The organism is Streptomyces griseorubiginosus, from assembly GCF_001514195.1.
Taxonomy (GTDB): domain Bacteria; phylum Actinomycetota; class Actinomycetes; order Streptomycetales; family Streptomycetaceae; genus Streptomyces; species Streptomyces griseorubiginosus.
Map to the genome: position 1 here is coordinate 172,034 of NZ_KQ948740.1, position 26,540 is coordinate 198,573.

General features: G+C 71.3%; 24 protein-coding genes. 14 read left to right on the forward strand and 10 right to left on the reverse strand.

The features are described 5' to 3' along the window. Positions 1–56: 56 nt before the first annotated feature. On the forward strand, positions 57–1,082 hold the full coding sequence (locus AQJ54_RS28800) for a questin oxidase family protein (protein ID WP_062242092.1): 1,026 nt from the start codon (positions 57–59) through the stop codon (positions 1,080–1,082). On the opposite strand, the gene AQJ54_RS28805 is transcribed toward AQJ54_RS28800, so the two are convergent. Next, positions 1,079–2,068 (reverse strand): ArsR/SmtB family transcription factor, encoded by a 990-nt coding sequence (locus tag AQJ54_RS28805; protein ID WP_062242094.1) that lies wholly within the window; start codon positions 2,066–2,068, stop codon positions 1,079–1,081. The genes AQJ54_RS28800 and AQJ54_RS28805 overlap by 4 nt on opposite strands. 123 nt (positions 2,069–2,191) lie before the next feature. On the opposite strand from AQJ54_RS28805, the gene AQJ54_RS28810 reads away from it, so the two are divergent. Next, on the forward strand, positions 2,192–3,391 hold the full coding sequence (locus tag AQJ54_RS28810) for an MFS transporter (RefSeq protein ID WP_062242096.1): 1,200 nt from the start codon (positions 2,192–2,194) through the stop codon (positions 3,389–3,391). A gap of 113 nt (positions 3,392–3,504) precedes the next feature. Further along, a complete protein-coding gene (hemC, locus tag AQJ54_RS28815) occupies positions 3,505–4,440 on the forward strand; it encodes a hydroxymethylbilane synthase (protein ID WP_062030578.1) in 936 nt (311 codons plus the stop codon). 90 nt (positions 4,441–4,530) lie between these two features. On the opposite strand, the gene AQJ54_RS28820 is transcribed toward hemC, so the two are convergent. From AQJ54_RS28820 to AQJ54_RS28835, 4 genes are all read right to left on the reverse strand, one after another. Then, positions 4,531–5,046: a hypothetical protein gene (locus AQJ54_RS28820; RefSeq protein ID WP_062242098.1), complete on the reverse strand. Its 516-nt coding sequence runs from the start codon at positions 5,044–5,046 to the stop codon at positions 4,531–4,533. Positions 5,047–5,238: 192 nt separating this feature from the next. Then, on the reverse strand, positions 5,239–6,081 hold the full coding sequence (locus tag AQJ54_RS28825) for an ABC transporter permease (RefSeq protein WP_062242100.1): 843 nt from the start codon (positions 6,079–6,081) through the stop codon (positions 5,239–5,241). Continuing rightward, a complete protein-coding gene (locus AQJ54_RS28830) occupies positions 6,041–6,862 on the reverse strand; it encodes an ABC transporter ATP-binding protein (RefSeq protein ID WP_062242102.1) in 822 nt (273 codons plus the stop codon). The genes AQJ54_RS28825 and AQJ54_RS28830 overlap by 41 nt, the downstream gene beginning before the upstream one ends. Further along, a complete protein-coding gene (locus AQJ54_RS28835; RefSeq protein ID WP_062242104.1) occupies positions 6,859–7,314 on the reverse strand; it encodes a MarR family winged helix-turn-helix transcriptional regulator in 456 nt (151 codons plus the stop codon). The genes AQJ54_RS28830 and AQJ54_RS28835 overlap by 4 nt, the downstream gene beginning before the upstream one ends. A gap of 248 nt (positions 7,315–7,562) precedes the next feature. On the opposite strand from AQJ54_RS28835, the gene AQJ54_RS28840 reads away from it, so the two are divergent. Further along, positions 7,563–8,351, forward strand: coding sequence for an RNA polymerase sigma factor SigF (locus tag AQJ54_RS28840; protein WP_062242106.1), 789 nt, complete (start codon positions 7,563–7,565; stop codon positions 8,349–8,351). Positions 8,352–8,377: 26 nt separating this feature from the next. Here the strand turns inward: AQJ54_RS28840 and AQJ54_RS28845 are convergent, their stop codons facing one another. Then, a complete protein-coding gene (locus AQJ54_RS28845; protein WP_062030564.1) occupies positions 8,378–8,710 on the reverse strand; it encodes an ANTAR domain-containing protein in 333 nt (110 codons plus the stop codon). A gap of 169 nt (positions 8,711–8,879) precedes the next feature. Here AQJ54_RS28845 and AQJ54_RS28850 point away from each other — a divergent pair, with 169 nt between their 5' ends. Beyond that, complete coding sequence (locus AQJ54_RS28850; RefSeq protein WP_062030562.1) at positions 8,880–9,683, forward strand: VOC family protein; 804 nt, start codon at positions 8,880–8,882, stop codon at positions 9,681–9,683. A 70-nt stretch (positions 9,684–9,753) separates the two neighbouring features. Here the strand turns inward: AQJ54_RS28850 and glgX are convergent, their stop codons facing one another. Together glgX and AQJ54_RS28860 are read right to left on the reverse strand one after the other, a co-directional pair. Further along, complete coding sequence (glgX, locus tag AQJ54_RS28855; RefSeq protein WP_062242431.1) at positions 9,754–11,850, reverse strand: glycogen debranching protein GlgX; 2,097 nt, start codon at positions 11,848–11,850, stop codon at positions 9,754–9,756. Between the two features lie 85 nt (positions 11,851–11,935). Continuing rightward, the gene (locus AQJ54_RS28860; protein ID WP_030325233.1) at positions 11,936–12,430 is read right to left on the reverse strand and encodes a hypothetical protein; all 495 of its coding nucleotides are present in this window, start codon (positions 12,428–12,430) and stop codon (positions 11,936–11,938) included. 291 nt (positions 12,431–12,721) lie between these two features. Between AQJ54_RS28860 and AQJ54_RS28865 the strand changes: the two genes are divergently transcribed. From AQJ54_RS28865 to AQJ54_RS28890, 6 genes are all read left to right on the forward strand, one after another. Then, positions 12,722–13,021, forward strand: coding sequence for a DUF5133 domain-containing protein (locus tag AQJ54_RS28865; RefSeq protein ID WP_062242110.1), 300 nt, complete (start codon positions 12,722–12,724; stop codon positions 13,019–13,021). 75 nt (positions 13,022–13,096) lie between these two features. Further along, entirely contained in the window at positions 13,097–15,073 is a 1,977-nt protein-coding gene (locus AQJ54_RS28870) for an alpha-1,4-glucan--maltose-1-phosphate maltosyltransferase (protein WP_062242112.1), read from the forward strand. Further along, positions 15,070–16,788 carry a maltose alpha-D-glucosyltransferase gene (treS, locus tag AQJ54_RS28875; protein ID WP_062242114.1) on the forward strand — a complete coding sequence of 573 codons (1,719 nt, stop codon included), beginning with the start codon at positions 15,070–15,072 and terminating at the stop codon, positions 16,786–16,788. The genes AQJ54_RS28870 and treS overlap by 4 nt, the downstream gene beginning before the upstream one ends. Positions 16,789–16,814: 26 nt before the next feature. Continuing rightward, positions 16,815–18,179, forward strand: a complete 1,365-nt coding sequence (locus AQJ54_RS28880; protein WP_062030558.1) for a maltokinase N-terminal cap-like domain-containing protein — start codon at positions 16,815–16,817, stop codon at positions 18,177–18,179. Positions 18,180–18,182: 3 nt separating this feature from the next. Next, a complete protein-coding gene (gene glgB / locus AQJ54_RS28885) occupies positions 18,183–20,384 on the forward strand; it encodes a 1,4-alpha-glucan branching enzyme (protein WP_062242116.1) in 2,202 nt (733 codons plus the stop codon). 66 nt (positions 20,385–20,450) lie between these two features. Further along, on the forward strand, positions 20,451–21,539 hold the full coding sequence (locus tag AQJ54_RS28890) for a glutamate--cysteine ligase 2 (RefSeq protein ID WP_062242117.1): 1,089 nt from the start codon (positions 20,451–20,453) through the stop codon (positions 21,537–21,539). Between the two features lie 54 nt (positions 21,540–21,593). On the opposite strand, the gene AQJ54_RS28895 is transcribed toward AQJ54_RS28890, so the two are convergent. Next, positions 21,594–21,827, reverse strand: coding sequence for a DUF6480 family protein (locus tag AQJ54_RS28895; RefSeq protein WP_062242119.1), 234 nt, complete (start codon positions 21,825–21,827; stop codon positions 21,594–21,596). Between the two features lie 152 nt (positions 21,828–21,979). Here AQJ54_RS28895 and AQJ54_RS28900 point away from each other — a divergent pair, with 152 nt between their 5' ends. Further along, positions 21,980–23,884, forward strand: coding sequence for an AMP-dependent synthetase/ligase (locus tag AQJ54_RS28900; RefSeq protein WP_062242120.1), 1,905 nt, complete (start codon positions 21,980–21,982; stop codon positions 23,882–23,884). A 179-nt stretch (positions 23,885–24,063) separates the two neighbouring features. Then, positions 24,064–24,468: an ATP-binding protein gene (locus AQJ54_RS28905; protein WP_062031066.1), complete on the forward strand. Its 405-nt coding sequence runs from the start codon at positions 24,064–24,066 to the stop codon at positions 24,466–24,468. 36 nt (positions 24,469–24,504) lie between these two features. Here AQJ54_RS28905 and AQJ54_RS28910 read toward each other — a convergent pair whose 3' ends face one another. Next, complete coding sequence (locus AQJ54_RS28910; RefSeq protein ID WP_062030549.1) at positions 24,505–24,864, reverse strand: ribosome maturation factor RimM; 360 nt, start codon at positions 24,862–24,864, stop codon at positions 24,505–24,507. A 268-nt stretch (positions 24,865–25,132) separates the two neighbouring features. On the opposite strand from AQJ54_RS28910, the gene AQJ54_RS28915 reads away from it, so the two are divergent. Next, positions 25,133–26,509: an NAD(P)/FAD-dependent oxidoreductase gene (locus AQJ54_RS28915; protein ID WP_062242122.1), complete on the forward strand. Its 1,377-nt coding sequence runs from the start codon at positions 25,133–25,135 to the stop codon at positions 26,507–26,509. The last annotated feature ends 31 nt before the right edge of the window (positions 26,510–26,540 follow it).

The window sequence follows — 26,540 nt, forward strand, 5'->3', positions numbered from 1 at the left end:
CGGATTCCGTCCCACGCCCGATCCTCGCCGATTCCCCCCGGCCTAGCGTTTCGGTCATGGACATCACCCACACGAACGAGAGCGGCGGACTCCTGGAAGAGGCCCTGGAACGCGTGCACGCGTCCGGCCCGGAGCGAGAGGGCTGGCTGTCCAACCACGCACCCATGGTCGTCGAGTCGCTCGCCGCGCACGGACGGGCTGACTCGGTGCACCGGTGGCTGGACCTGTACCGGGACCGGCTGGAGGACTTCCCCGACCGCACGGCCCCCGTCACGGACGACAACTGGCGCACGGCGCTTGGCGATCCACGCCGGATCGCCGACTGGACCGACCACTTCACCCGCACGCTCGCCGAGCGCCCCTGGCGGGACGTCCTCGCCGAGTGGTGGCCACGGTTGCTGCCCGGCCTGTACGGCGGCGCCACCCACACCGTCATCCGGGTCGGCCACGCCGTGCGCGCGGTGGCGGCCGAGGAGAACGCGCCCCGGCGCACCGAACTCGCCCACGCGCTGGGCTACTGGGCCGCCCGGTACCAGCCGGTGACCGGTCTCGTGGCCGTGCCGGGCGGGGCGAGCGCCGGACAGGCCCTGGACGCCGTACCGGCGATCGAGCCGGGGCACGTGGGGTTCCGGGACCGGCTGTCCGCCGTGCGGCACCTGCCGGCGTGGGCGCAGGAGGTCACCGACCCGGACACCGCAAGGCAGCGGCTCACCGAACTGGTCCGGGCCGCGACCCATCGCTACGCCACCCACGGCCACGGCGAGCCCACCATGCTCGTGCACGCGGCGACGGCACCCAATGCCGTGCTGCGGACGCTGGATTCACTCCCCCGGGACCAGTGGGCCCCCAGTCTGCATGCGGCCTGGGCGGCGTCGGCGGCGGTCACGGCGATGTACGCGCCGAAGGAGCCGGTCGCCTACGTCCCGCCGGGGCGCCTCGCGCCGGAGGAGGTCCTGGAGCGCGCCCTCGCCCACGGCGACGAACACGTCATCAAGCTCACCGACACCGCTCTGGACGTCGGGGACGAGCAGGCCCTCGCGGCCGCCCTGCGCTCGGTCGAGCTCAGCGAGCCGCTCGTCTAGGCCCCGGACACCACCGAGTCGCCCAGGGACGTCCGCTCGTAGAGCACGTGGAGGCCCTGCCGCCGCGAGGCCAGCAGGCCCGCCTCGCGCAGGACGGCCAGATGGGCGGAGACCGTCGACGGGGCGAGGCCGTGCCGGAGGGCCAGGTCCGTGGTCGAGGCCGGGTCGTTCAACCCGGCCAGGACGGCGGCGCGTCGGCGGCCGAGGAGCCGGGCGAGCGCCTCCGGCGGACGTGGTGCCTCGGCGGAGTCCAGGGCGCGCATACCGCGGGCGGGATAGATCACCGTCGGCTGCCAGGGCCGGGCGAATCCGCTCACCACGTCCGGCCAGACGAACACGCTCGGCATGAGCAACACACCTCGCCCGTCGGCCAGTTGGGCGTCCCTCATGTCCCCGCGCACCGGGAGGGTGAGGCTGCCGTCGGCCCAGTCGACATCCGGGTGCAGATCGGCGAACAGCGCGTCGAGCCCCGCGTCCGCCACCTGCCGGGAGCGGTGGGCGATGTCGGCCTCCAGCACGGCCCGGTGACGCGCCCAGTCGGGGGCGACAAGAGCCTGCCAGGCCTGCTCGGTGAGGTCGGCGAGCCGCCGTACGGTTCCGGCCGGGTCGTCGAGGGCGGCCCGGCCCCGCGGCGACTCGGCGAGGCCCGGGGTGCAGGCGAGCGAACGCGCCATCTCCTCACGGGCGAGGCAGGGATCGGTGGCGCGCACCCGGGCCAGCTCGTCCTCGAAGCGCGGGCAGGGCTCCTCGGGCGGGGGCCCCAGGAAGTCGGGGGTGTAGCCGCCGGCCGGTGGGATGAACAGCCACAGCGGGGACAGGTCGAGCCCGGCCACCGCGGGTGCCGCGCGCCGCAGCCAGTCCCGGTGGTAGCCGTGCCGGGCGGACCGGCGCAGCATGCGCAGCGCCTCATGGGTCTGGCACAGCGGGGAGACGGCGAACCGGCTCCGCCTCAGATCGTCGTTCCCGAGCCGCAGGGTCAGCGCCACACCAGCCTCCCCGCCGGCCGTGAGTGGGCCGTGAGTGATTCGTCCTGGACCGAAAGAGTAGAGCCGTGCAGCCCGGCGCAGCACGCTGGCCGTCCCTCTTCCCCTCCCCCGGAAGGCACTTGGATGGGCAGCGTACATCCGGCCCCCTGGCGCAGGGCCGCCGTCGTCGCGGCACTGATGCTGGCCGCGTTCACCTTCAACACCACCGAGAACCTCCCCGTGGGCCTGCTGTCCCTGATGGCGGACGACCTGCGGGTCTCCCTCACCGCGGTGGGCGCGCTGGTCACCGGCTACGGCCTCGCGGTGGCCGTCGGTTCGCTGCCGCTGGCCCACCTCACCCGGTCCGTGCCGCGCCGGTATCTGATGGCCGGTCTGCTCGCGGTGCTCGTGGCGGCCAGCTGGCTCTCCGCGCTCACGACCGTGTCGTACGGCCTGCTGCTGGCGGCCCGGGTGGCGACCGCGCTGGCGCAGGCGCTGTTCTGGGCGGTGATGGGGCCGGTCGCGGTCGGGCTGTTCCCGCCGGAGCGGCGGGGCCGGATCATCGGGCTGCTGTCGGTGGGCGGTTCACTGGCCACGGTGGCCGGGGTACCGGCCGGCACCTGGCTGGGCGGGCACAGCGGCTGGCGGGTGCCCTTCGCCGTGCTCGGGGCGCTCGCCGTCGTGTCGCTGGTCATGGTGGCCGTGCTGCTGCCGACCTCACGTCCGCGGGAGAGCCACGCGGCCTACGGCGCCGCTCCGGACCGGCGCCGGTTCGCGGTGGTGCTCACCACCACCGCCCTGTCGGTGACGGGGGCGTTCACCGGGTTCACGTACCTCGTCGCCTTCCTGGACGAGGTGAGCGGGTTCGGTCGGGACGCGGTGAGCGCCGTACTGCTGGCGTTCGGGGCGGCGGGGCTGGCCGGGGTCGCGGCGGTCGGGCCGCTGCTGGACCGGTATCCGCGGGCCACGCTGGTCGTCCCGGTGACGGGACAGGTCCTGGCCCTGGTCGGGTTGTACGCGGCCGGGAGCAGTCAGACGGCGACCGTGGTGCTGCTCATGCTGCTGGGCGGGTCGGTGGCGCCCGCGTTCATGGCGACGCAGAGCCAGGTGCTGTTGGTGGCGCCGGGGCGCACCGAGACGGCGCTGGCGGCCAACTCGGCGGCCTTCAACGTGGGCGTGGCCGCCGGTGCCCTGCTCGGCGGGGCGCTGCTGCCCCTGACCGGGACCCGCGGCACGTTCCTGGCCGGGGGGTTGCTCACGGCGGTGGCGTTGGTCGTGCTGTGCCGACCGGCGGCCGTCGTCACGCGGACAGCGGTGAAGGAGTCGGAGGCGGGCGCCGGATGACGACCGAAGGTGTCTTCTCCGGGAGCCCGGGCCGGGCAGAAGTGGCGCTATGGCTTACCCGTTGCTCCCCGACCTTCAAACACCGGACCTCCGCAGGGTCTATCGTGTCCCGCATGTCCCTCCCGGAACTGATCCGCATCGTCTCCCGTGACTCGCCGATGGCGCTGGCCCAAGTGGAGCGCGTCAGAAGCGAGTTGGCCGCCCTGTATCCCGGGGTGCGCACCGAGGTCGTACCGGTGAAAACCACCGGTGACAAGTGGATGGGCGACCTGTCGAAGGTCGAGGGGAAGGGCGCGTTCACCAAGGAGGTCGACGCCGCGCTGCTGGCCGGCGAGGCGGATCTCGCGGTGCACTGCGTGAAGGACGTGCCGGCCGACCGGCCGCTCCCGGCGGGCACCACGTTCGCCGCGTTCCTCGAGCGGGACGACATCCGTGACGCCCTGATCCACCCGGGCGGGCTCACCCTGGACGAACTTCCGGAGGGGACCCGGATCGGAACCTCCTCGGTGCGCCGGGTGGCTCAGCTGGCCGCGACCCATCCGCATCTGGAGTGCGTGCCGTTCCGCGGCAACGCCAACCGGCGGCTGGCGAAGCTGGCGGCGGGCGAGGCGGACGCGCTGCTGCTGGCGGTGGCCGGCCTGGAGCGCATCGACCGGCGGGACGTGATCACCGAGATCCTCTCCCCCGAGACGATGATGCCGCCGATCGGCGCGGGCATCCTCGCGCTCCAGTGCCGTGAGGGCGACACCGAACTGATCGACGCGGTCAGCGCGCTGGGTCATCCCGACACGTTCCGGGAGGCCACCGCCGAGCGCATGTTCCTGCACGTCCTCCAGGGCCACTGCAACAGCCCGATCGCCGGCTACGCGCGCGTGGACCACACCGGCGAACTCTCCCTGCGCGCCTGTGTCTTCACCCCGGACGGCAAGACGCGGCTGAACGCCCACGAGTGGGCGGGCCGTCTCGATCCGGCCACGCTCGGCACGTCGGTGGCGGTGGCACTGCTGCGTCAGGGCGCCCGCGAGATCATCGACGGCATCCCGCACTGACCCGGGGAGACCGGACTCCGCACCCAGTCGGGGGGACCGGGCGCCGCACTGAGAGACGGGGGGCCGGGCGGCGGCGGGAGCGCGGACTGCTCAGGCCGTGCCTTCCTCCGCCTGGTCCCGCAGGAAGTTGCTGACCTGGCAGGCCAGGCCCTCGCGGCCCGCGCCCGTGTGCGCGGCCCCTTCGTGGAGTCCGATGCCGCCCGCCCACAGCCGCCGGTCGGCCCACTCGTCGTCGACCCGCAGCTGGATCTGCACGTCGATCTGGCTCAGGCTCGCCTCCGGGGCCGCCGCGAACAGCACGGCGGTGGCGCGGCGCAGCGGGTAGACGTCGAAGCCCTCGATGAACTGCGAGTTCCGCCAGTCGATGAAGGCACTCTCGCCGTCGGGGCCGATCCGCACGTCGATCTGGCCGTCCTCGAGGTGGACCGTCGGGTGCTTCTCGCCGCGGTTCTCCACGGTCACGCGGACGCTGAAGTAGGTGAGCCCTTCGGCGGCGTCGTCCCGCCCGCGCGGCGGCTCGGCCGCCTCCAGACGGTGGACGCGGACCCGCAGACCGGCATGCTCGTCGTACTCCTGCCAGTCCCCGACCACGTTCGGCTTGTACACAGTGCACCTCTTCGACCTCAGAGAGCTGCTTCCTATCTGTGTGCTCAATGCACTGTCAAATGAGCAGAATGCGCTGTGGCCAGGGAATTCACCCCCTTTGATCGCTGATCAAGCCGTGCGCAGGCAGAATCCGCCAGACGGCCGGAAAAACGCTTCCACGGGCGTGCCGCACATCACGTTCCCCCGCCATGATCAACGGGCCAGCCGGCCGAGGAGCGAGGAGGCCGCGGTGATGCCGAGCGCGGCGGCCACGGCCAGCACCCCGAAGTCGAGCGCCAGATGGGCGGGCGTGCCGAGCAGCAGGCCGCGCAGGGCGTCGACTTCGTAGCTGAGCGGGTTCACCTTGCTGACGGCCTGGAGCCAACCCGGCATGACGGAGAGCGGGTACAGGGCGTTGGAGCCGAAGAAGAGCGGCATGGTGATGGCCTGCCCGATGCCCATCAGGCGGTCCCTGCTGAGCACGATGCCGGCGATGGTCATCGACAGGCAGGAGAAGAAGGCCGAGCCGAGGATCACGATCACGCCGACGCCGAGGAGCTTGAGCGGGTTCCAGGTCAGCGAGACGCCCAGCAGAGCGGCGATGATGACGACGACGACGGCCTGGATCAGCGACTTCACTCCGGCCGCGAAGGCCTTGCCGGTGGTCAGCGCCGAGCGCGGAGTGGGCGTGACCAGGAGCTTGTTGAGGATGCCCGCGTCCCGCTCCCAGATGATCTGGATGCCGTAGAAGATGGCGATGAACATTGCGGACTGGGCGATGATGCCGGGGGCGAGGTAGTCGATGTAGGGGATGCCCCCGGTGGGGATCGCCTTGATGCGGGTGAAGGTCTGGCCGAAGATCAGCAGCCACAGGGCGGGCTGGACGGCACGGGTGTAGAGCTCGGTGCGGTCGTGGCTGAGCTTCTGGAGCTCGACGGCGCACATCGCCACGACCCGGGCGGGCAGCAGCCGCCATCCTGCGCGCGGCTGCGGTGGCTTCAGCAGCAGGCCGATGTCAGCCGACACGGTTCGCGGTGCGGCGGGTGCTTCGGACATCGCGGAAATCCCCTCCTTCGTCTTCGAGGCCGCTGCCGGCGACGTCCCGGAAGACGTCCTCCAGCGTCGGCAGGGTGTCGGTGCCCCGCTTCTCGGCCAGCCCCCGGCAAAGCTCCTCGGGGGTGCCTAGGGCGCGGACGCGGCCGCGGTGCATGAGGCCGACCCGGTCGCAGTACTGGTCGGCCTCGTCCATGTAATGGGTGGTCACCAGTACCGTCATGCCGGTGGCCTCGCGCACGGCGTTGATGTGCTCCCACACGCCGGTGCGGGCGATCGGGTCGAGGCCGATGGTCGGCTCGTCGAGGATGAGCAGCCGGGGCGCGCTGACCAGGGCCTGGGCGAGTTCGAGGCGGCGGACCATACCGCCGGAGTAGGTGCCGGCGAGCCGGTCGGCGGCGTCGGTGAGGTCGACGGCGGCCAGGGCCTGGGCGACCCGCTCGGCGCGTTCCCTGCGGGACACGTCGAAGACGCGGGCGAACAGGGTGACGTTCTCCCGGCCGGTCAGGTTGGCGTCGGCGGACAGCTGCTGCGGGACGTAGCCGAGCAGCCGCCGTACGGCCATGGCGTCCTCGGCGGTGTCGCGGCCGAAGACGCGGATCATGCCGGCCGGGACCGGGAGCAGGGTGGTGATGCAGCGGATGGCGGTGGTCTTGCCCGCGCCGTTGGGGCCGAGCAGTCCGAAGACCTCGCCCTCCGCCACGGTCAGGTCCAGTCCGTCCACGGCCTTCGTGTCATGGAAGGCGTAGTCGAGTCCGGTGCAGGAAACAGCGTCGGCTGTCATGACTCCTCGGCTTCCTCTTGCAGGGTGACGGCGAGGGCGCGCAGGGCCGGCAGCGCGGCCCGCAGGGCTTCCTGCTCGGCTGTGTCGAGTCGGGCGAGCTGCCGTCCGACGAGTGCGACACGCCGCTGCTTCCAGTCGCTGAGCCGCGCCTCGGCCTGCTCGGTGAGCAGCAGGCGCGCGGCCCGCCGGTCGGCGGGGTCGGTCTCACGGACCAGGTGCCCCTCCTTGGCGAGCTGGTTGACCAGGGTGGAGACGGAGTTCCCGGCCAGGTGGAGCTCCTTGGCGGCCTCGGAGACGCCGATGCCGGGCCGGGACTCGACCAGGCGCAGCAGCTCGACCTCGGCGCCGCGCAGCCGCGGCACGGTGAGTCCCGCGCGCAGTCTGCGCCTGAGCAGCCGCTGGACTCCGACGAGGGCGTCGGCCAGTTCTTCGGGAAAGGTCTCCTCGTCCATGCGGGGAGATTACCTCTGTGTCAGAGGTAATCTCGACCAAGAACCAGTCAAGCCGTAGGGTCAAGCCCCTTATGGGATCAACGGTGCTTTTGTTTCGTATCACCCGATAGCGGGAATCCGTACAACAGTGCTTCGGACAGGAGGCACCCCCGTGGGAGCCCGGCGAGCGGGTTCCGGATGTTTTTGGTCCGAGTGCTCTCCTCCCACGGTGTCTGTCCATCCAGCACCCGCTCAGGGAGGTGCGCGACATGACCGTCGCCACCAGAACCAAGCCCCATCCGCATGACGACGCCCCCGACACCAACGCGGCGTTCGAGCGCCTGGCACTGCTGCCGGAGGGCCCGGAGCGCAAGGCGCTGCGGGACGAGCTGGTGGAGCTGTGGCTGCCCATGGCGGAGCGGATCGCGGTCCGCTTCCGCGGCCGTGGCGAGTCCCTCGAGGATCTCTACCAGGTGGCCGCCCTCGGCCTGGTCAAGGCCGTCGACCACTACGACCCGGCCCGCGGCAGCGCCTTCGAGGCCTACGCGGTGCCGACCGTGACCGGCGAGATCAAGCGGCACTTCCGCGACCACATGTGGACCCTGCACGTACCCCGCCGGGTGCAGGACCTGCGCAACCGGGTCCGGCAGGCCTCGAAGGAACTGTCGCAGACCCCTGGACAGGCGCCCACCGTCGCGGAGATCGCCGAGAAGGCGCATCTCACCGAGGACGAGGTGCGCGCCGGCGCGGAGGCCCTGGAATGCTTCTCGGCGCTGTCGCTGGAGGCGGAGATGCCGGGCACGGACGGCTACGCCCTGGGCGACGCGCTCGGCGGCCCCGACCCCGCCTACGACGTCGTCGTCGACCGGGTCGCCGCCAGGCCCTGCCTGGAAGCCCTCCCGGAGCGCGAGCGGACCATCCTGTACCTGCGGTTCTTCCGCGGCATGACCCAGAGCGGCATAGCCGAGGAGCTCGGCATCTCCCAGATGCACGTCTCCCGGCTGCTCAGCACCTGCTTCGACCGGCTGCGCGAGGAGATCCTGGCCGACTCCGGCTGACCCCACCCTGGATCCGGGGAGCACCGTCACTCCGGCGGCGCCCCCGGAATCTGTGTCGGGCCGTACTGGTCCAGGGCCTCTTCGAGCTCGACCCGGATCCCCTCGGGGATGTCTCCGGTCCTGCCCCAGATGAGGATGAGGTCGGCGACGTTGCGCAGCTTGATGTTGGTGTGCTGGGAGACGTCCTTCAGCACGGCCCAGCCCTCGTCCGGGGTCACCCTGCCGAGCGCGACCACCATGCCGATGGCCTGGTCCACGACGGCATGGGAGGCGACCGCTTCCTTCAGCTGGTCGATCTCCTCCTGGAGCGCGAAGACCCGGTCCGGGTCCGCGGCGGGTTCCTCGGGTACGCCTGACACGCGTCCATCGTGTCACTCGGACGGCTCCTCGGCATCGGACGGCAGGCCGTACGGGGCACCGTTTCGGTGACTCCCCCGGGGTACTCGGCAGGCGGCCGCAGCGGTTCCGGAACGACACTGGACGAAAGCCCCGCTGGCCGCAGCCCGACGAGAGCAGGACGCGACCGCCATGAACCACGACCCGAGACTCCCCGGTACGACCGCGGACGTCGTCTCCAGCCACCATGTGTTCGGAGCCCCCTGCTGGGTGAGCCTGACCTGCCGCGACCAGGCGACCACGGAGGACTTCTACGGAGCCGTCCTCGGCTGGGAGTGGAAGCCGGTCAAGCTCGGCGAGCGCTTCCGGGTCGCGCTGGTGGACGGCACGCCGGTCGCCGGCATCGCTGCGGTGGCGTCGATGTGGCAGATGGCGGCGGCCTGGACGCCGTACTTCGCGGTGGCCGGCGCGGACGAGGCCGTGGCCCGGGTCCAGGAGCGCGGCGGCACGCTGGCGGTGGGGCCGCTGTCCTTCCCGCCCGGTCGGGCGGCGCTGCTCTCCGACCGCGACGGCGCGACCTTCGGCATCTGGGAGGGCGAGCTGGTCGCCGACTGGGAGAGGTGGCGGCGGGCCCAGCCGGCCTTCGTGCGGCTGCACACCCGCGACGCGTTCGACGCGGCGATCTTCTACGGCGAGGTCCTGGAGTGGGCGACGGGGCGCCCCGGCTGCTGCGAGGTCGAGTACGAGGGCGGCGAGGTGGTGCTGCGCAGCGGCGGTGACGTGGTGGCCCGCATCGAGTCGGGGGCCCTGGGCTCCGCGCCCGACCCCTCGATCCGGCCGCACTGGCAGGTCCACTTCGCGGTCTCCGACGTGACGGCCTGCGCCAGGGCCGCCGAGGCCCACGGCGGCAGCGTGCTGACCAAGGACAGCACCGAGGCCGTCCTGCGCGACCCCGACGGGGCCCAGTTCACGGTGACGTCCCGCCGCAGTCGCTGAACGTCCGAATGGCTCGACGAAAGAGGGGCGCCGCGACCAGGTTCGCGGCGCCCCTCCCCCCTTTCCGCTGTCAGCCGCCCCCGCGGGACGGCCGGGACAGCAGGACCAGGCTCCTCGCCTGGACCGTCGTCTCCGTGCCGGCCTTGTGCTCGGCCTCGTCGGCGCCCTGGGGCTCCGCCGTGTCGAGGAGGGTCGTCCAGCGCTCGCCGTACGTGGGGTCGGGGAGGCGGAAGTCGACGGGCTCCCAGTAGCCGTTGAGCAGCAGCAGGAACGAGTCGTCGACCACCCGCCGACCACGCGGGTCGGGTTCGGCGATGGCGTCGCCGTTGAGGAAGACCCCGACGGAGTGCGCGTCGGAGCGCTGCCAGTCGGCCTCCGTCATCTCGCGGGCGTCCGGCAGCAGCCAGACCAGGTCCGGCAGCGGCTGCCCCGCGTGCGTCACGGTCTCCCCGCGGAAGTAGCGGCGCCTGCGCAGCACGGGGTGTGCGGCGCGCAGCCCGATCACGTACCGCGTGAACGCGGCGAGTTCGCGCTGCTCCTCGCTCAACGCCCAGTCGATCCAGGAGACCTCGTTGTCCTGGCAGTAGGCGTTGTTGTTGCCGCCCTGGGTGCGCCCGAGTTCGTCACCGTGGCCGATCATCGGGATGCCCTGGGAGAGCAGCAGCGTGGCGAGGAAGTTGCGCTGCTGACGGCCCCGGAGTTCGAGCACGGCCGGGTCGTCGGTCTCGCCCTCCGCCCCGCAGTTCCAGGACCGGTTGGTGCTCTCGCCGTCCCGGCCGCCCTCCCCGTTGGCCTCGTTGTGCTTGTCGTTGTAGGAGACGAGGTCGCGCAGCGTGAAGCCGTCGTGCGCGGTCACGAAGTTGACGCTCGCGCGGGGACGGCGGCGGCTGTGCTGGTACAGGTCGGAGGACCCGGTCAGCCGGGACGCGAACTCGCCGAGGGTGTGCGGCTCGGCGCGCCAGAAGTCCCGTACGGCGTCCCGGTACTTGCCGTTCCACTCCGACCACAGCGGCGGGAAGTTGCCCACCTGGTAGCCGCCCTCGCCCACGTCCCACGGTTCGGCGATCAGCTTGACGCGGCTGATCACCGGGTCCTGCTGGATCAGGTCGAAGAACGCCGACAGCCGGTCCACCTCGTGGAACTGCCGGGCCAGGGTGGCCGCGAGGTCGAAGCGGAAGCCGTCGACGTGCATCTCCGTGACCCAGTACCGCAGCGAGTCCATGATCAGCTGAAGGACGTAGGGATGCCGCATCAGCAGGCTGTTCCCGGTGCCGGTGGTGTCGTAGTAGTGGCCCCAGTCGCCGTCCACCAGCCGGTAGTACGAGGCGTTGTCGATGCCCCGGAAGGAAAGGGTGGGCCCCTTCTCGTTGCCTTCGGCGGTGTGGTTGTAGACCACGTCGAGGATGACCTCGAGACCGGCCGCGTGCAGCGCCTTGACCATGGTCTTGAACTCGGCGACCTGCTGTCCGCGGGTGCCGTGGGCGGCGTAGGCGTTGTGGGGCGCGAAGAAGCCGATCGTGTTGTAGCCCCAGTAGTTGGAGAGGCCCCGGTCCTGGAGCACCCCGTCCTGCACGAACTGGTGCACCGGCATCAGCTCGACGGCCGTCACGCCCAGCGAGGTCAGGTGGTCGATCACCGCCGGGTGGGCGAGACCGGCGTAGGTGCCGCGCAGTTCGGGCGGGACGTCGGGGTGGGTGCGGGTGAGTCCGCGGACGTGCGCCTCGTAGATCACGCTGTCGGCGTAGGCCCGGCAGGGCGGGGTGTCGTCGCCCCAGTCGAAGGCCGGGTCGGTGACCACGCCGAGCATGGTGTGCCCGGCGCTGTCGGCCTGGGGGGTGACCAGCGAGGGGTGGTTGTCCGTCTGCCCGTCGACCGCCTTGGCGTACGGGTCGAGGAGCAGCTTGGAGGGGTCGCACCGGTGGCCGAACTCGGGCTGCCAGGGGCCGTGCACCCGGTAGCCGTACCGCTGCCCAGGTCCGACCCCCGGCAGATAGCCGTGCCACACGAATCCGTCGGCCTCGGTCAGCGGGACAGTGCGGTGGCGGCCCTTGTCGTCGACCAGGACGAGTTCGACGCGCTCGGCGACCTCGCTGAACAGCGCGAAGTTGGTGCCCTCGCCGTCGAAGGCGGCGCCCAGCGGGTACGGGCGCCCGCTCCATGCGGGCACCCGCTTCCCGTTCCTGTCCGGCTTCCTCCCGGACGCGTCCGGCTTCTTCACGGCCGCGTCCGGCTTCTTCCGGGATGCCGGCACGTCAGCACCCGCCCTCGGCGGCAGCGGCGGCCAGGGCCGCGACCGGCAGCTCGCGCGGCACCTGGAGGACCTCCCGCAGGCTGGGCTCCGGGGCCGTCGGCACGAGCGGGACGCGCTCCCCGGAGCGGGCCCGCTGGGAGAACCAGATGACCTTGCTGCCGGTCTCCGTGGCGCAGCAGCCCCAGCCGTCGCTCATCACGGCGATGCGTTCGAGGCAGGCGCGCAGATCCAGATCCGGGCGCAGGTCGCTGTCGTTCTCGCCGACGGCCGTGATGAGGTGCTGACCGTTCCACCACAGCTCGATCGAGGTGTTCTTGTCCGTCGCGTGCTCGTCGATGGCCTTCAGCAGCAGGACGGCACCGCGGCAGACCGGCTCGACCAGGGTCTCCAGGTCCCAGAGCCGTAGGTGGGCGGCCAGGATGCGCCTGACCTGTCCGACCCGTTCCGGGCTGACCTCCACGTCGAGGTGGTAGTAGCAGGGGACTGCGGTCTTCATCGTCGCTCGCTCCTCACCGGCGAAGCTCCCGCTCCTCCCGGCCCCCGCGGGACCAGGCCCCGAAACACACGGAGCGTGAGCGCTGTTCGCTTCAGAGTCACTCCAGAGTGGGAGTGCTACGCCATTCGTGCAACACGAGCGGTCCCTGGGGCGCGTGTTGCCGGTGTCGGCCGACTCGGCCTGGTCTCATCCCGTTGAAGATCCAACAAGACGCTGAGTCGTTACCCGTGCACCATGAGTGAAGATCCCACGAGTCCCGGATCTTCCCCAGCCCCGAAAGGTGAAGGCGCCATGCTGCTACCGGCCAAAGCCGAAGTCGCCCGGCAACTGCGGCGCTACCGCGCATGGGAGCGCCGCATGCTGGCCTCCCCCGCCGACCTCACCGTCCGGAGCACCTTCGAGGACTCGGGTTACACGCTGTGCGTCCTGATGGGCAAGCGCTGCGCCCGCGAGGCCGCCGACGCCGCCGAGCGCTATCTGCGGAGCAGCGTGATCGCCTACTTGCAGGAGACGAGCGACCTCCCGCACACGAGCGCCGCCGTCCGACGGAGTCCAACGAGATCGGCGGAACGTTCCCCCGCGGGGAGGTAGGACCCTTCCGGCGCAGCTTCGATCCCCGGCCGGGCGCACTCAGTGCCCGGCCTCGAGCACGGCGGAGGCGAGAACATGAGCACCACTCCGGCCATCGGCCGCATCCCGGTACGCGACGTCCGTCCTGCCGTCGAGTCGGGCAGGCGCCCGGCGAAAGCGGTCGTGGGCGAGACGTTCGAGGTCACCGCCACCGTGTTCCGCGAGGGACACGACGCGGTCGCCGCCAACGTCGTCCTCACCGACCCCGAAGGCCGGCACAGTCCCTGGACCCCGATGCGGGAGCTGGCCCCGGGCAGCGACCGCTGGGGCGCCGAGGTGACCGTGGACGTCGAGGGCCGCTGGACGTACCGCGTGGAGGCCTGGAGCGACCCGGTGAGCACCTGGCGGCACACCGCGCGCATCAAGGTGCCGGCCGGTATCGACGCCGGTTCGGTCCTGGAGGAGGGCGCCGAGCTCTACACCCGTGCCGCGGCGGGCGTCACGGAGGAACCGCAGCGGGCGGTGCTGCTGGCCGCCGCGAAGACGCTCGCCGACGACTCGTTGCCGGTCGCCACCCGTCTGGCGGGTGCGCTCACCCCCGAGGTGGACGCGGTGCTGGCGCGTCATCCGCTGCGGGAGTTGATCACGGCGTCGGAGTCGTTGCCGCTGTTGGTGGAGCGGGAGCGGGCGTTGTTCGGCTCGTGGTACGAGTTCTTCCCGCGTTCGGAGGGCACGCCCGAGAGGCCGCACGGGACGTTCCGTACGGCGGCGCGGCGGTTGCCGGCGATCGCGGCGATGGGCTTCGACGTGGTGTATCTGCCGCCGATCCATCCGATCGGCACCACGTTCCGCAAGGGCCGCAACAACACCCTGTCCGCGGGGCCCGAGGACGTGGGGGTGCCGTGGGCGATCGGCTCGCCGGAGGGCGGCCACGACGCCGTGCACCCGGACCTGGGCACGATCGAGGACTTCGACTGGTTCGTGCGGGAGGCCGCATCCCACGGTCTGGAGATCGCGCTGGACTTCGCCCTGCAGTGCTCCCCCGACCATCCGTGGGTGCAGAAGCACCCGGAGTGGTTCCATCACCGCCCGGACGGCACCATCGCGTATGCGGAGAACCCGCCCAAGAAGTACCAGGACATCTACCCGATCGCCTTCGACGCCGACATGGACGGTCTGGTCGCGGAGACGGTGCGGGTGCTGCGGCACTGGATGGGCCACGGGGTGCGGATCTTCCGGGTGGACAATCCGCACACCAAGCCGGTGGTGTTCTGGGAGCGGGTGATCGACGACATCAACGCCACCGACCCGGACGTGATCTTCCTGGCGGAGGCGTTCACCCGGCCCGCGATGATGCACACGCTGGCCCAGATCGGTTTCCAGCAGTCCTACACGTACTTCACCTGGCGCAACACCAAGGAAGAGCTCACCGAGTACCTGACCGAGCTGTCCGGTGAGGCGGCCTCCTACATGCGGCCGAACTTCTTCGCCAACACCCCCGACATCCTGCACGCCTTCCTCCAGCACGGCGGCCGTCCCGCGTTCGCCCTGCGCGCGGTCCTTGCCGCGACCCTCTCGCCGACCTGGGGCATCTACTCCGGCTACGAACTGGCCGAGCACACCCCGCTGCGCGAGGGCAGCGAGGAGTACCTGGACTCGGAGAAGTACCAGCTCAGGGCCCGCGACTGGGACACCCCCGACAGCCTCGCCCCCCTGATCACCCGGCTCAACACCATCAGGCGCCGCCACCCCGCCCTCCAGCGCCTGCGGAACATCCGCTTCCACCACACCGACAACGACTCGGTCATCGCCTACAGCAAGCGCACCGGGGACGACACGGTCCTGGTGGTCGTGAACCTCGACCCGCACCACACCCACGAGGCGACGGTCTCGTTGGACATGCCACAACTCGGCCTGGATTGGCACGAGTCCCTATCCGTGCACGACGAACTGACGGGTGAGACCTACCGCTGGGGCAGAACCAACTACGTGCGCCTGGAGCCCGGTCGGACTCCCGGGCACGTGTTCCAGGTCGGCAGGTCGGCGCCCCGGATCGGAGGGTCCACAGCGTGACTGTCAACGAGCCCGTCCACGACACCTTCGAGGACACCCCGGCAAAGGACCGGGACCCCGACTGGTTCAAACGCGCGGTCTTCTACGAGGTGCTGGTCCGCTCCTTCCAGGACAGCAACGGCGACGGTGTCGGCGACCTCAAGGGCCTGACCGCCAAACTGGACTACCTCCAATGGCTCGGTGTCGACTGCCTGTGGCTGCCGCCCTTCTTCAAGTCACCGCTCAGGGACGGCGGTTACGACGTCTCCGACTACACCGCCGTGCTGCCCGAGTTCGGTGACCTCGCCGACTTCGTGGAGTTCGTCGACGCCGCCCACCAGCGCGGCATGCGCGTCATCATCGACTTCGTCATGAACCACACCAGCGACCAGCACCCGTGGTTCCAGGAGTCCCGCGCCCACCCCGACGGCCCCTACGGCGACTACTACATGTGGGCCGACGACGACAAGCAGTACCAGGACGCCCGGATCATCTTCGTCGACACCGAAGTCTCCAACTGGACCTACGACCCGGTCCGCAAGCAGTACTTCTTCCACCGCTTCTTCTCCCACCAGCCGGACCTCAACTACGAGAACCCGGCCGTCCAGGAGGAGATCCTGGCCGCCCTCCGCTTCTGGCTCGACCTCGGCATCGACGGCTTCCGTCTCGACGCCGTGCCCTATCTCTACGCGGCCGAGGGCACCAACTGCGAGAACCTGCCCGCCAGTCACGCGTTCCTGAAGCGGGTGCGCAGCGAGATCGACGCGATGTATCCGGACCGGGTGCTGCTGGCGGAGGCCAACCAGTGGCCGGAGGACGTCGTCGACTACTTCGGCGACTACGCCAAGGGTGGCGACGAGTGCCACATGGCGTTCCACTTCCCGGTCATGCCCCGCATCTTCATGGCGGTCCGCAGGGAGTCCCGCTACCCGGTCTCCGAGATCCTCGCCAAGACGCCGGCCATCCCGTCGAACTGCCAGTGGGGCATCTTCCTGCGCAACCACGACGAGCTGACCCTGGAGATGGTCACCGACGAGGAACGCGACTACATGTGGGCCGAGTACGCGAAGGACCCGCGGATGCGCGCCAACATCGGCATCCGGCGCAGGCTCGCCCCCCTCCTCGACAACGACCGGGACACGATCGAGCTGTTCACCGCCCTGCTGCTGGCACTGCCGGGCTCGCCGATCCTCTACTACGGCGACGAGATCGGCATGGGCGACAACATCTGGCTCGGCGACCGCGACGCCGTCCGCACCCCCATGCAGTGGACCCCCGACCGCAACGCGGGCTTCTCCACGGCCGATCCGGGCCGGCTCAACCTGCCGATCATCATGGACCCGGTCTACGGGCACCAGGTCACCAACGTCGAGGCGTCGATGGCGTCGCCGTCGTCCCTGCTGCACTGGACCCGCCGGATGATCGAGATCCGCAAGCAGAACCCGGCGTTCGGCCTGGGCACCTTCACCGAGCTCCAGTCCTCCAATCCCGCCGTGCTGGCCTTCCTGCGGGAGTACGAGGACGACCTGGTGCTGTGCGTCAACAACTTCTCGCGGTTCGCCCAGCCCACCGAGCTGGACCTCCGCGAGTTCGCCGGCCGGCACCCTGTCGAGCTGTTCGGCGGGGTGCGGTTCCCGGCCATCGGTGAACTGCCGTACCTGCTGACCCTGGGCGGGCACGGCTTCTACTGGTTCCGGCTCTCCCGAGTCGCATCCCGCATCGGCCGACGCTCTTGAGCGTGCCGACGAAAGGACGCGTCACCATGCCGAAGACCGCACCCCTCAGCCCGAGACCCGCGCCGGCGAGCGACCTGATGGCCTCCCTGGGCGGGCTGCTGCGCGAGTGGCTGCCGCGCCAGCGCTGGTTCGCCGGCAAGGACCGGCCCGTGAGCGAACTCGGTCTGCTGTCGATGACCGAGCTGTTCCCGGGCTGTCTCCATCTGCTGGTCCACGCCAGTCACGGCGGGGTGCCCGCACCGGGCGGCGGCACCCCGGCCGGGGACTGCTACCAGCTGCTGCTGGGCGTGCGCAAGCACCTGACGCCGCGTCTCGGCCGGGCCCTGATCGGCCGTGCGGAGCAGGGCCCCCTGGCGGGGCTCACGGTCTACGACGCCCTGCACGACCCGCGTTCGGCCCAGCTGCTCCTCGAACGGCTGCGGCAGCCCGGCGCGGCGGGACCGCTGCGCTTCGAGCGCGCGCCGTCGGTGCCGGTGCCCGCCGGGCTGCCCCCGCGGCTGCTGGAGGCGGAGCAGTCCAACTCCTCGCTGGTGTACGGCGACGAGTTCATCCTGAAGGTCTTCCGCCGGATCCAGCCCGGGGTCAACCCGGACCTGGAGGTGCCGGTCGCGCTGGCCGGGCAGGGCTGCCGCAGGGTGCCCGCGCCGGTGGCCTGGTTCCGGACCACGCATCCGCAGGAGGCGACGCTCGGCGTGCTCCAGCCGTATCTGCGGGACGCCTCCGACGGCTGGACGCTGGCCCTGCACGCGCTGGCCTCCGGCGACGACTTCACCGTGCAGGCGCACGAGCTGGGGCGGGCCATGGCCGAGGTGCATCTCGCGCTGGCCGCCGCGTTCCCCGGTGACGGGGTCCACGGCGACAACGGCTCCACGGCGGCCGCGATGGCCGAACGCCTGGACTCGGCCGCGCACAGCGTGCCCGCGCTGCGGCCGTTCGTGCCGGGCCTGCGGAGCGCGTTCGGCGCGCTCGCCACCTGCGACGCCGGACCGCCCGCCCAGCGGGTGCACGGCGACCTGCATCTGGGGCAGGTGCTGCGGGCGGGCCGCGAGTGGTTCGTGATCGACTTCGAGGGCGAGCCGTCCCGTCCGCTCGCCGAGCGCTGCACCGCCCAGTCGCCCGTGCGGGACATCGCGGGCATGCTGCGCTCCTTCGACTACGCCGCCCGCCAGCGCCGCCCCTGGCGCCCGGAGTGGGCGCGCCGCTGCCGGGAGTCCTTCTGCGGGGGCTACGCCGCCCTCGCCGGATGGGACCCCCGCAAGAAACACGGCCTGCTGCGGGCCTACGAGACCGACCGGGCCGTCTACGAGGTCCTGTACGAAGCGCGACACCGACCCGACTGGCTGCCCGTGCCGATGGCGGCGATCGAGCGCCTCGCCGTGAGAGGAGACTGAGCCGTGGCCCTGCGTGACACTTCACTGCCCGAGCCGTCCGGACCGGCCCGGTGCCTGCCGGCGCCGCCGCTGGACGGCACCGACCGGTCCCGGCTGCTGGCAGGCGCCCACCACGACCCGCACGCGCTGCTCGGCGCCCACCCGGTCGCCGGCGGCATCGTGTTCCGGGCGCTGCGCCCGTTCGCCCGCGCGGTGAGCGTCGTGATCGACGGCATGCGCAGCGGGCTGGCCTCGGAGGGCGACGGCCTCTTCTCCGCTCTGCTCCCCCTCGACGCCATTCCCGACTACACCCTGCTGGTGGCGTACGCGGACGGGGAGCAGGAGGTGCACGACCCGTACCGCTTCCTGCCCGCGCTCGGTGAGACCGACCTCCACCTGATCCGCGAGGGACGCCACGAGCAGCTGTGGAAGGCGCTCGGCGCCGAGCCGATCACCCACCAGGGCGTCACCGGCACCCGCTTCGCCGTCTGGGCGCCGAACGCCCAAGGGGTCCGGGTCGCCGGGGAGTTCACCCACTGGGACGGACAGGCGTTCCCGATGCGCTCGCTCGGCGCGTCCGGGGTATGGGAGCTGTTCCTGCCGGGGATCGGCGAGGGCGCCCGGTACAAGTTCGAGATCACCTCCCGGCACGGCGACCGGTTCCTGAAGGCCGACCCGATGGCGCGTGCCACCGAGGTACCGCCCGCGACCGCGTCCGTGGTGACCTCCTCGCGCTACGAGTGGAGCGACCAGGAGTGGATGGACCGACGGGGCGCGACCCCGGTGCACGAGGCGCCGTTCTCGGTGTACGAGGTCCATCTCCCGTCCTGGCGCAAGGGGTTGACGTACCGTCAACTCGCTGAGGAGCTGCCCGCTTATGTGAAGGAGCTGGGCTTCACCCACGTCGAGCTGATGCCGGTCGCCGAGCACCCCTTCGGTCCTTCCTGGGGTTACCAGGTCACCGGCTTCTACGCGCCGACCTCCCGGCTGGGCTCCCCCGACGACTTCAGGTTCCTCGTCGACGCCCTGCACCGGGCCGGCATCGGCGTGATCATGGACTGGGTGCCGGCCCATTTCCCCAAGGACGACTGGGCGTTGGCCCGGTTCGACGGGGAGCCCCTGTACGAGCCCGGGGACTGGCGGCGGGCGGAGCACCCGGACTGGGGGACGTACGAGTTCGACTTCGGGCGCGTGGAGGTGCGCAACTTCCTCGTCGCCAACGCCGTGTACTGGTGCGAGGAGTTCCACATCGACGGCCTGAGGGTCGATGCGGTCGCCTCCATGCTCTACCTCGACTACTCGCGGGACTCCGGCCAGTGGAGCCCCAACGTGTTCGGGGGCCGGGAGGATCTCGACGCGGTCGCCTTCCTCCAGGAGATGAACGCGACCGTGTACCGGCGGGCCCCCGGTGTCGTCACGATCGCCGAGGAGTCCACGGCCTGGGACGGCGTGACCCGGCCCACGGACAGCGGCGGTCTGGGTTTCGGCCTGAAGTGGAACATGGGCTGGATGCACGACTCCCTCGGCTACATCAGCCACGAGCCGGTGCACCGCAAGTACCACCACAACGAGATGTCGTTCTCGATGGTCTACGCGTACAGCGAGAACTACATTCTGCCGATCTCCCACGACGAGGTCGTGCACGGCAAGCAGGCACTGGTGTCCAAGATGCCGGGCGACTGGCGGCAGCGGCGGGCCGACCACCGCGCGTACCTGGGCTTCATGTGGGCCCATCCCGGCAAGCAACTCCTCTTCATGGGACAGGAGTTCGCCCAGGGCGCGGAGTGGTCGCAGGAGCACGGCCCGGACTGGTGGCTGCTGGACCCGGCGTACGCCGCCGAGCCCGACCACCGGGGCGTGCGGGATCTCGTGCGCGACCTCAACGCCGTCTACCGGGAGACGCCGGCGCTGTGGCAGCGCGACACCGACCCCGGCGGTTTCCGGTGGGTGCTCGGGGACGCGGCCGAGGACAACGTGTTCGCCTTCCTGCGCTTCGACGCGCAGGGCACACCACTGCTCGCGGTCTCCCACTTCTCCCCCGCCGTGCGCGAGGACTACCGGCTCGCCGTCCCCGAGGGCTTCCCCCTGTGGCGGGAGGCGCTCAACACCGACTCCGCGCGGTACGGCGGCAGCGACGTCACCTGTCCCGACCCGGTCAAGACGGAGGACGGCGCGCTGCGGCTCACGCTGCCGCCCCTGGCGACGGTGTGGCTCACGCCTGTGTGATCACCCGTCCTGTGGGCAGTCGGGGCGTACGAAAAACACCGGCGTCTCGGCAGAAGGGCGGCTCACGTGCGCACCGTCGGAGTGGAGGAGGAACTCCTCCTGGTCGACCCGGAGAGCGGGGAACCGCAGGCGCTGTCCTCCGCGGTCCTCGCCCGGGCCGCGCAGGACGACGCGGATCAGGTCGTGTTCGAGAAGGAACTGCACAACCAGATGCTGGAGTTCGCCACCCACCCGCAGTCGGGGATGGACGCGCTCCACGCGGAGATCGTGCGCTGCCGCAAGGAGGCCGCACGGCTGGCCGGCGAGAGCGGCTGCGCGGTGGCCTCGCTGGCCACCTCTCCGCTGCCGGTCAGCCCGTCCGTCGCCGTCGGGCGCCGCTACGACTGGATGGCGGAGCAGTACGGCATCGCCACCCGGGAGCAGCTCGTCATGGGCTGCCACGTCCATGTGTCCGTGGAGTCCGACGACGAGGCCGTCGCCGTGGTGGACCGGATCCAGCCCTGGCTGAACGTGCTGGCCGCGCTGAGCGCCAACTCGCCGTTCTGGCAGGGCAAGGACACCGGGTACAGCAGTTACCGCAGCCGGGTGTGGCAGCGCTGGCCCTCGGCCGGTCCGACCGAGCCCTTCCGCTCGGCGGAGCGCTATCACCGCCGGGTCGCGGACATGGTGGCGACCGGGGTGATCCTCGACGAGGGGATGATCTACTTCGACGCCCGGCTGTCCCGGAACTTCCCGACGGTGGAGATCCGGGTCTCGGACGTCTGTCTCCAGGCGGACACCGCCGTCCTCCTCGCGACGCTCGCCCGCGGCCTGGTGGAGACGGCCGCCCGCGAGTGGCGGGCGGAACGGGAACCGGTGACGCACAGTGTGAGCCTGCTGCGGCTGGCCGCCTGGCGGGCCGCGCGCTCCGGGCTGACCGAGGAGCTGCTGCATCCGGCGACGATGCACCGGATGCCCGCCGAGACGGTAGTGCGGGCCCTGCTGGAGCACGTCGAGGACGCGCTCGCCGACAGCGGCGACCTGGACCGGGTCCGCGAGCACTGCGAGGAACTGCTGCGGCACGGCAACGGCGCCCGGGTGCAGCGCGAGCTGCTGGAGCGCACCGGCAGCCTGCGGGACGTGGTCACCGAGTGCGTGCGTCTGACCCAGGGCTAGGGCCGACTTCAGGAAGCACGACCCGGGCCCCGTCCGGCGCACCGGCCGCGGCCGTCACAGGGCCAGCGTGATCGCGTACACCAGGAAGAACGCGGCGACGAGCACGACCAGGATCAGGATCAGGGCCAGTGGACCCTTGGCCCAGCCCTTGGTCGGGTTGTGCGTCTCCCGGGGGCCGGCGCCGGGCATGCTGCTCTCCCCGGGCGGGGTCTCCCCCGGGGGTACGCCGCCGCCCGGCTCCAGTCCGGTGGTGCGCTCGGGTTCGGGATCGGGATTCGTGTGACTCATGGGGTCCGAGTCCCCCGATCTCGGCGAGATCACAGGTGACCGACTACTTCCGTAATACAGGCACCCCTTGCTGTCTCCTGGGCTACATTCGAGCACCGCGGATGACCGAGCTCGTCGGCGCAGTCACAGCCCGTACACGTCAGGAGCAGCGCATGCGCGACTTCGCCCTCGCTCCCCGGACCCTGTCGCGCTCCAGCGGGGGTCTGGCCGACAGCGTCTTCGAGAGAGCGGAGCTCGACCCCACCCTGCCGGTGCTCGCCCGCCGCCCCGAGGGCTCCCCGGGAGGCTGGCAGGAGGTCACGGCGGTGGAGCTCCGGGACGAGGTCGTGGACCTTGCGAAGGGGCTGGTCGCCTGCGGGATCTCGCCCGGTCACCGGGTGGCGATCATGGCACGCACCCGGTACGAGTGGACGGTTCTCAGCTATGCGCTGTGGACGGTCGGCGCCGAGGTCGTGCCGATCTACCCGACGGCGTCGCGCGACCAGGTCGAGTGGATCCTGCGGGACGCCGGCTGTGTGGCCGTGGTGGTGGAGGACGAGCAGGCGGTCATGACGGTCGGCTCGGTGTGCGCCGCGCTGCCCCGGCTGCGGCACGTCTGGCAGCTGGACGCCGCGGCCCTCGACGACCTGGCCGAGCGGGGCGAGGTGATCCCGCTCGCCACGGTCGAGTCGCTGCGCCGCATCGTGCTCCCGGACTCCACGGCGGTGGTCGCCTACACCTCCGGCACCACCGGGCGTCCGATGGGGTGCGCGCTCAGTCACCGCGGTCTCGCGACCCCCTGCGACATCCTGCTGGAGGGCTGGCGGCAGATCACGTCCGCGCCGGGCGAGCAGCCGTCCGTCCTCGCCTTCCTGCCCTTCTCGCACGTGTACGGCCTCATGATCCAGGGCGTGTGCATCCGGGGCGGCTTCCTCATGGCCCACGAGCCCGACCTGAGCGAGGAGGCGCTGGCCGTCTCCCTCCAGTCGTTCCGGCCCACGTACTTCTACGCCGTGCCCTCGGTCTACGAGAGGATCTACAAGAACTTCCTGCGCGCCTCCCAGCAGTCGGGCCGCGGTGCCCTGTTCGAGCGGGCCGCGGAGACCGCCCGCGACTTCGCCCTGGCCTGTGAGCGGCAGCGGCTGGGCGAGGGTCCGGGCCCCGGGTTCGACCTGCGGCTCCAGCACGCCCTGTACGAGCGGACGGTGTACCGCAGGCTGCGGGCGGCGCTGGGCGGGCGGGCCCGCCGGGGCACCTCGGGCGGCTCGACCCTCAACCGCGAGCTCTCCCTGTTCTACGAGGGCATCGGTCTCTACGTCCACGACGGCTACGGCCTCACCGAGACCTGCGGCGGGATCACCATGCAGCCGTTGGGCCGGGAGAAGTCCGGGACCGTCGGCAAGCCGCTGCCCGGGGTGGACCTCAGGGTGGCGGAGGACGGGGAGATCCTGGTGCGCGGCCCGTCGGTGTTCCAGGGGTACGTCAACGACGAGGCCGCCACCCGGGCCGCGCTGTACGGCGGCTGGCTGGCCACCGGGGATCTGGGGCGGCTGGACGCCGACGGCTATCTGACGATCACCGGCCGCAAGAAGGACATCCTCGTCACCACCAGCGGCAAGAGCGTGGCTCCGGCCGCCCTGGAGCACCGGCTGCGGATGCATCCGCTGATCCACCAGGCGGTGGTCGTCGGCGACAACCGGCCCTGCGTCGGCGCACTGCTCACCGTGGACCCGGAGTTCCTCGCGCACTGGCGTGGCGTGCTGCTCGCCCAGCAGGACCCCGCGGTCCGGGAGGCCCGGGAGGAGAACCTGCTGCGGGAGGAGATCGCCCGGGCCGTGGCCGCCGCCAACAGCACGGTCTCGCGCTCGGAGTCGATCAGGGTCTTCCGGGTGCTGTCGGAACCGTTCGACCTGGCCAACGGACTGCTGACGCCGTCGATGAAGCTGCGCAGGGACGAGATCGTGCACCGGTACGCCGCCGAGATCGACGCCATGTACCAGGCGCGCTCGGCCGGCGCCCGGCGCAACGCGGCCGAGGACTTGCTGAGCTGGGACGACTCCGACGACGTGTTCCGCTGACCGGGGCGCACACCTAGCGCGTTCGGGGAGGTCACACCTGGCGCGTTCGGGAAGGCCGGAACGATTGGGCGGCGCGCCGTCGGGAACACGGATCAGTGGCACCATGACCGGTGTCCGAGAGTCCCGCTGACGCCGGGCCGCGCGAGCGGCACGGCGCCCGAGCCGCGTGGGGAGAGACCCTGACTTCCGAGGCGATTCCGAGCCGCACCACTCGTTTCGCGGGCGAACCGCACTGTGTGACGGGTGCGCGGCTCGCTGCCGAGGAATTCCTGAGCGACCTCGGCGACAACGAGCCGCCCGCCAGCCCCGAGCACTGGGACGACATCCTGCTGGTCGTCACCGAACTGGCCGCCAACGCCGTCCAGTACGCACCCGGGCCGTTCGCGCTGCGGATGCGGCGGACCTTCGACGGTGTGCACGTGACCCTGCGGGACACCAACCCGACGCCGCCCGCCCCCCGCTCCTTCAATCCCCGCACGGGCGGCGGCGGCATCGGCTGGCATCTCATCCACGCCCTGTGCGACCAGGTCAGCGTGGTGCCGGACGACCGCGGCAAGGACGTGCACGTCTTCCTGCCGTGGTGAGGTGCCCGACGGTCGTGGTGAGGTGCCCGACGGCGGTCAGGCGGTGGCCGTGAGGCCCAGGTAGTAGGCGCCGACCTGGGACAGGTAGGCGCGGTCGCGGGTCTCGCTGTCGGTGCGGAAGCGCGGGGCCGCCTTCACCTCCGACCTGGTGCAGGCCACCGTGATCCGGCGGCCCTCGAGGTCGACGCGGGTCACGACGCCCACCGGAACCAGGACACTGCGGCCGAAGATCCACACGCCGGTGTCCACGACGAGGTGGGCCAGTCCCCCGGGGGCGGCCTGCCGGTCCACGAGCCCGATCGTGCCGTCGCTCGCGTCCACGCTGAAGCCCGTCAGGTCCTGTCCCTCGACGAGTCCGCTGTCCGGCGGGTACGACCAGATTCTGTCGGTGGTCACACTGCTCCTTTCCTCCCGCACGCTGCACGGGTCCCGGCGGTCCGCCGCGCACGGGCCCACTGCACCAAATACCCGTATGCCGCACGCGCATTCGGGACCGGACGGCCTCGCAAGCGGTTTCCCGGCCTCCGCTGCGCGCACCGTCTTCACCTTTCTCCCGGTGCGTTTTGGGGCCAGGACGGGCATGGTGGTCCTCGAACGCATTCGTCGCGTCCGCATGGGCAGACGAAGGGCGTTCGAGGCAGACCGCCTGGAGCCGCAGAAAGGGATGAACACCGTGACACGACCCAGGATCCTGGTGGTCGGCGCCGGCTTCGCCGGCGTCGAGTGCGTGCGCCGGCTGGAACGCAAGCTCTCGCCGGACGAGGCCGACGTCACCCTGGTGACGCCGTTCGCCTACCAGCTCTATCTCCCCCTGCTGCCCCAGGTCGCCTCCGGCGTGCTGACGCCGCAGTCGATCGCCGTCTCCCTGCGCCGCAGCAAGAAGTACCGCACCCGGATCATCCCGGGCGGTGCGATCGGCGTGGATCTCAAGTCCAAGGTCTGTGTGATCCGCACCATCACGGACGAGATCGTCAACGAGCCGTACGACTACATCGTGCTGGCGCCCGGCAGCATCACCCGTACCTTCGACATCCCCGGCCTCACCGAGCACGCCTTCGGCATGAAGACGCTGGCCGAGGCCGCCTACATCCGCGACCACGTGATCTCCCAGCTGGACCTGGCCGACGCCAGCCACGACCCCGCGGAGCGCGCGGCCCGGCTCCAGTTCGTGGTCGTCGGCGGCGGTTACGCCGGCACCGAGACCGCGGCCTGCCTCCAGAAGCTCACCCACGCCGCGGTCAAGCGGTACCCGCGGATCGACCCCGCGCTGATCAAGTGGCATCTGATCGACATCGCCCCGAAGCTGATGCCGGAGCTGGGCGACAAGCTGGGCCGCAGTGCGCAGGAGATCCTGCGCCGGCGCGGTATCGACGTGTCGCTGGGCGTATCCATCGAGAAGGCGGGTCCGGACGAGGTCACCTTCACCGACGGGCGGGTCGTCCCCACCAGGACCCTGATCTGGACCGCCGGGGTCGTCGCGAGCCCCCTGATCGCCACGCTCGGCGCGGAGACGGTGCGCGGACGGCTCGCGGTGACGGCCGAGATGACCCTGCCGGGCCAGGACGGGGTGTTCGCGCTCGGTGACTCCGCCGCCGTGCCCGACAAGGCCAAGGACGACGACAGCGCGGTGTGCCCGCCGACGGCCCAGCACGCCATGCGGCAGGGCAAGGTGGTCGCCGACAACGTCATCGCGACGCTGCGGGGCCAGGCGCTGAAGCCGTACGTCCACAAGGACCTCGGCCTGGTGGTCGACCTCGGCGGCACGGACGCCGTCTCCAAGCCGCTCGGCATCGAACTGCGCGGCCTGCCCGCCCAGTTCGCGGCCCGCGGCTATCACTGGGCGGCGCTGCGCACCAACGTCGCCAAGGTCCGGGTGGCGACGAACTGGACGCTCAACGCGGTCGCGGGCGACGATTTCGTCCGCACCGGCTTCCAGGCCCGCAAGCCCGCCAAGCTGAAGGACTTCGAGTACACCGACGCCTATCTGACCCCGGAACAGGTCCGGGCCCAGGTCGAGGGGGCGAAGCGACTGGACCCGTAGGTGTGGCGCACGTCACCCCGGACCGCCGATC

Bases quoted from the DNA above. Each gene is read 5' to 3' on its own strand.
- AQJ54_RS28880 (WP_062030558.1), top strand. From the start codon at position 16,815: ATGCCGAAGACCGCACCCCTCAGCCCGAGACCCGCGCCGGCGAGCGAC.
- AQJ54_RS28835 (WP_062242104.1), bottom strand. From the start codon at position 7,314: ATGGACGAGGAGACCTTTCCCGAAGAACTGGCCGACGCCCTCGTCGGA.
- AQJ54_RS28830 (WP_062242102.1), bottom strand. From the start codon at position 6,862: ATGACAGCCGACGCTGTTTCCTGCACCGGACTCGACTACGCCTTCCAT.
- AQJ54_RS28860 (WP_030325233.1), bottom strand. From the start codon at position 12,430: ATGAAGACCGCAGTCCCCTGCTACTACCACCTCGACGTGGAGGTCAGC.
- AQJ54_RS28915 (WP_062242122.1), top strand. From the start codon at position 25,133: ATGAACACCGTGACACGACCCAGGATCCTGGTGGTCGGCGCCGGCTTC.
- hemC (WP_062030578.1), top strand. From the start codon at position 3,505: ATGTCCCTCCCGGAACTGATCCGCATCGTCTCCCGTGACTCGCCGATG.
- AQJ54_RS28810 (WP_062242096.1), top strand. From the start codon at position 2,192: ATGGGCAGCGTACATCCGGCCCCCTGGCGCAGGGCCGCCGTCGTCGCG.
- AQJ54_RS28900 (WP_062242120.1), top strand. From the start codon at position 21,980: ATGCGCGACTTCGCCCTCGCTCCCCGGACCCTGTCGCGCTCCAGCGGG.
- AQJ54_RS28865 (WP_062242110.1), top strand. From the start codon at position 12,722: ATGCTGCTACCGGCCAAAGCCGAAGTCGCCCGGCAACTGCGGCGCTAC.
- AQJ54_RS28895 (WP_062242119.1), bottom strand. From the start codon at position 21,827: ATGAGTCACACGAATCCCGATCCCGAACCCGAGCGCACCACCGGACTG.
- AQJ54_RS28850 (WP_062030562.1), top strand. From the start codon at position 8,880: ATGAACCACGACCCGAGACTCCCCGGTACGACCGCGGACGTCGTCTCC.
- AQJ54_RS28870 (WP_062242112.1), top strand. From the start codon at position 13,097: ATGAGCACCACTCCGGCCATCGGCCGCATCCCGGTACGCGACGTCCGT.
- AQJ54_RS28825 (WP_062242100.1), bottom strand. From the start codon at position 6,081: ATGTCCGAAGCACCCGCCGCACCGCGAACCGTGTCGGCTGACATCGGC.
- AQJ54_RS28800 (WP_062242092.1), top strand. From the start codon at position 57: ATGGACATCACCCACACGAACGAGAGCGGCGGACTCCTGGAAGAGGCC.
- AQJ54_RS28840 (WP_062242106.1), top strand. From the start codon at position 7,563: ATGACCGTCGCCACCAGAACCAAGCCCCATCCGCATGACGACGCCCCC.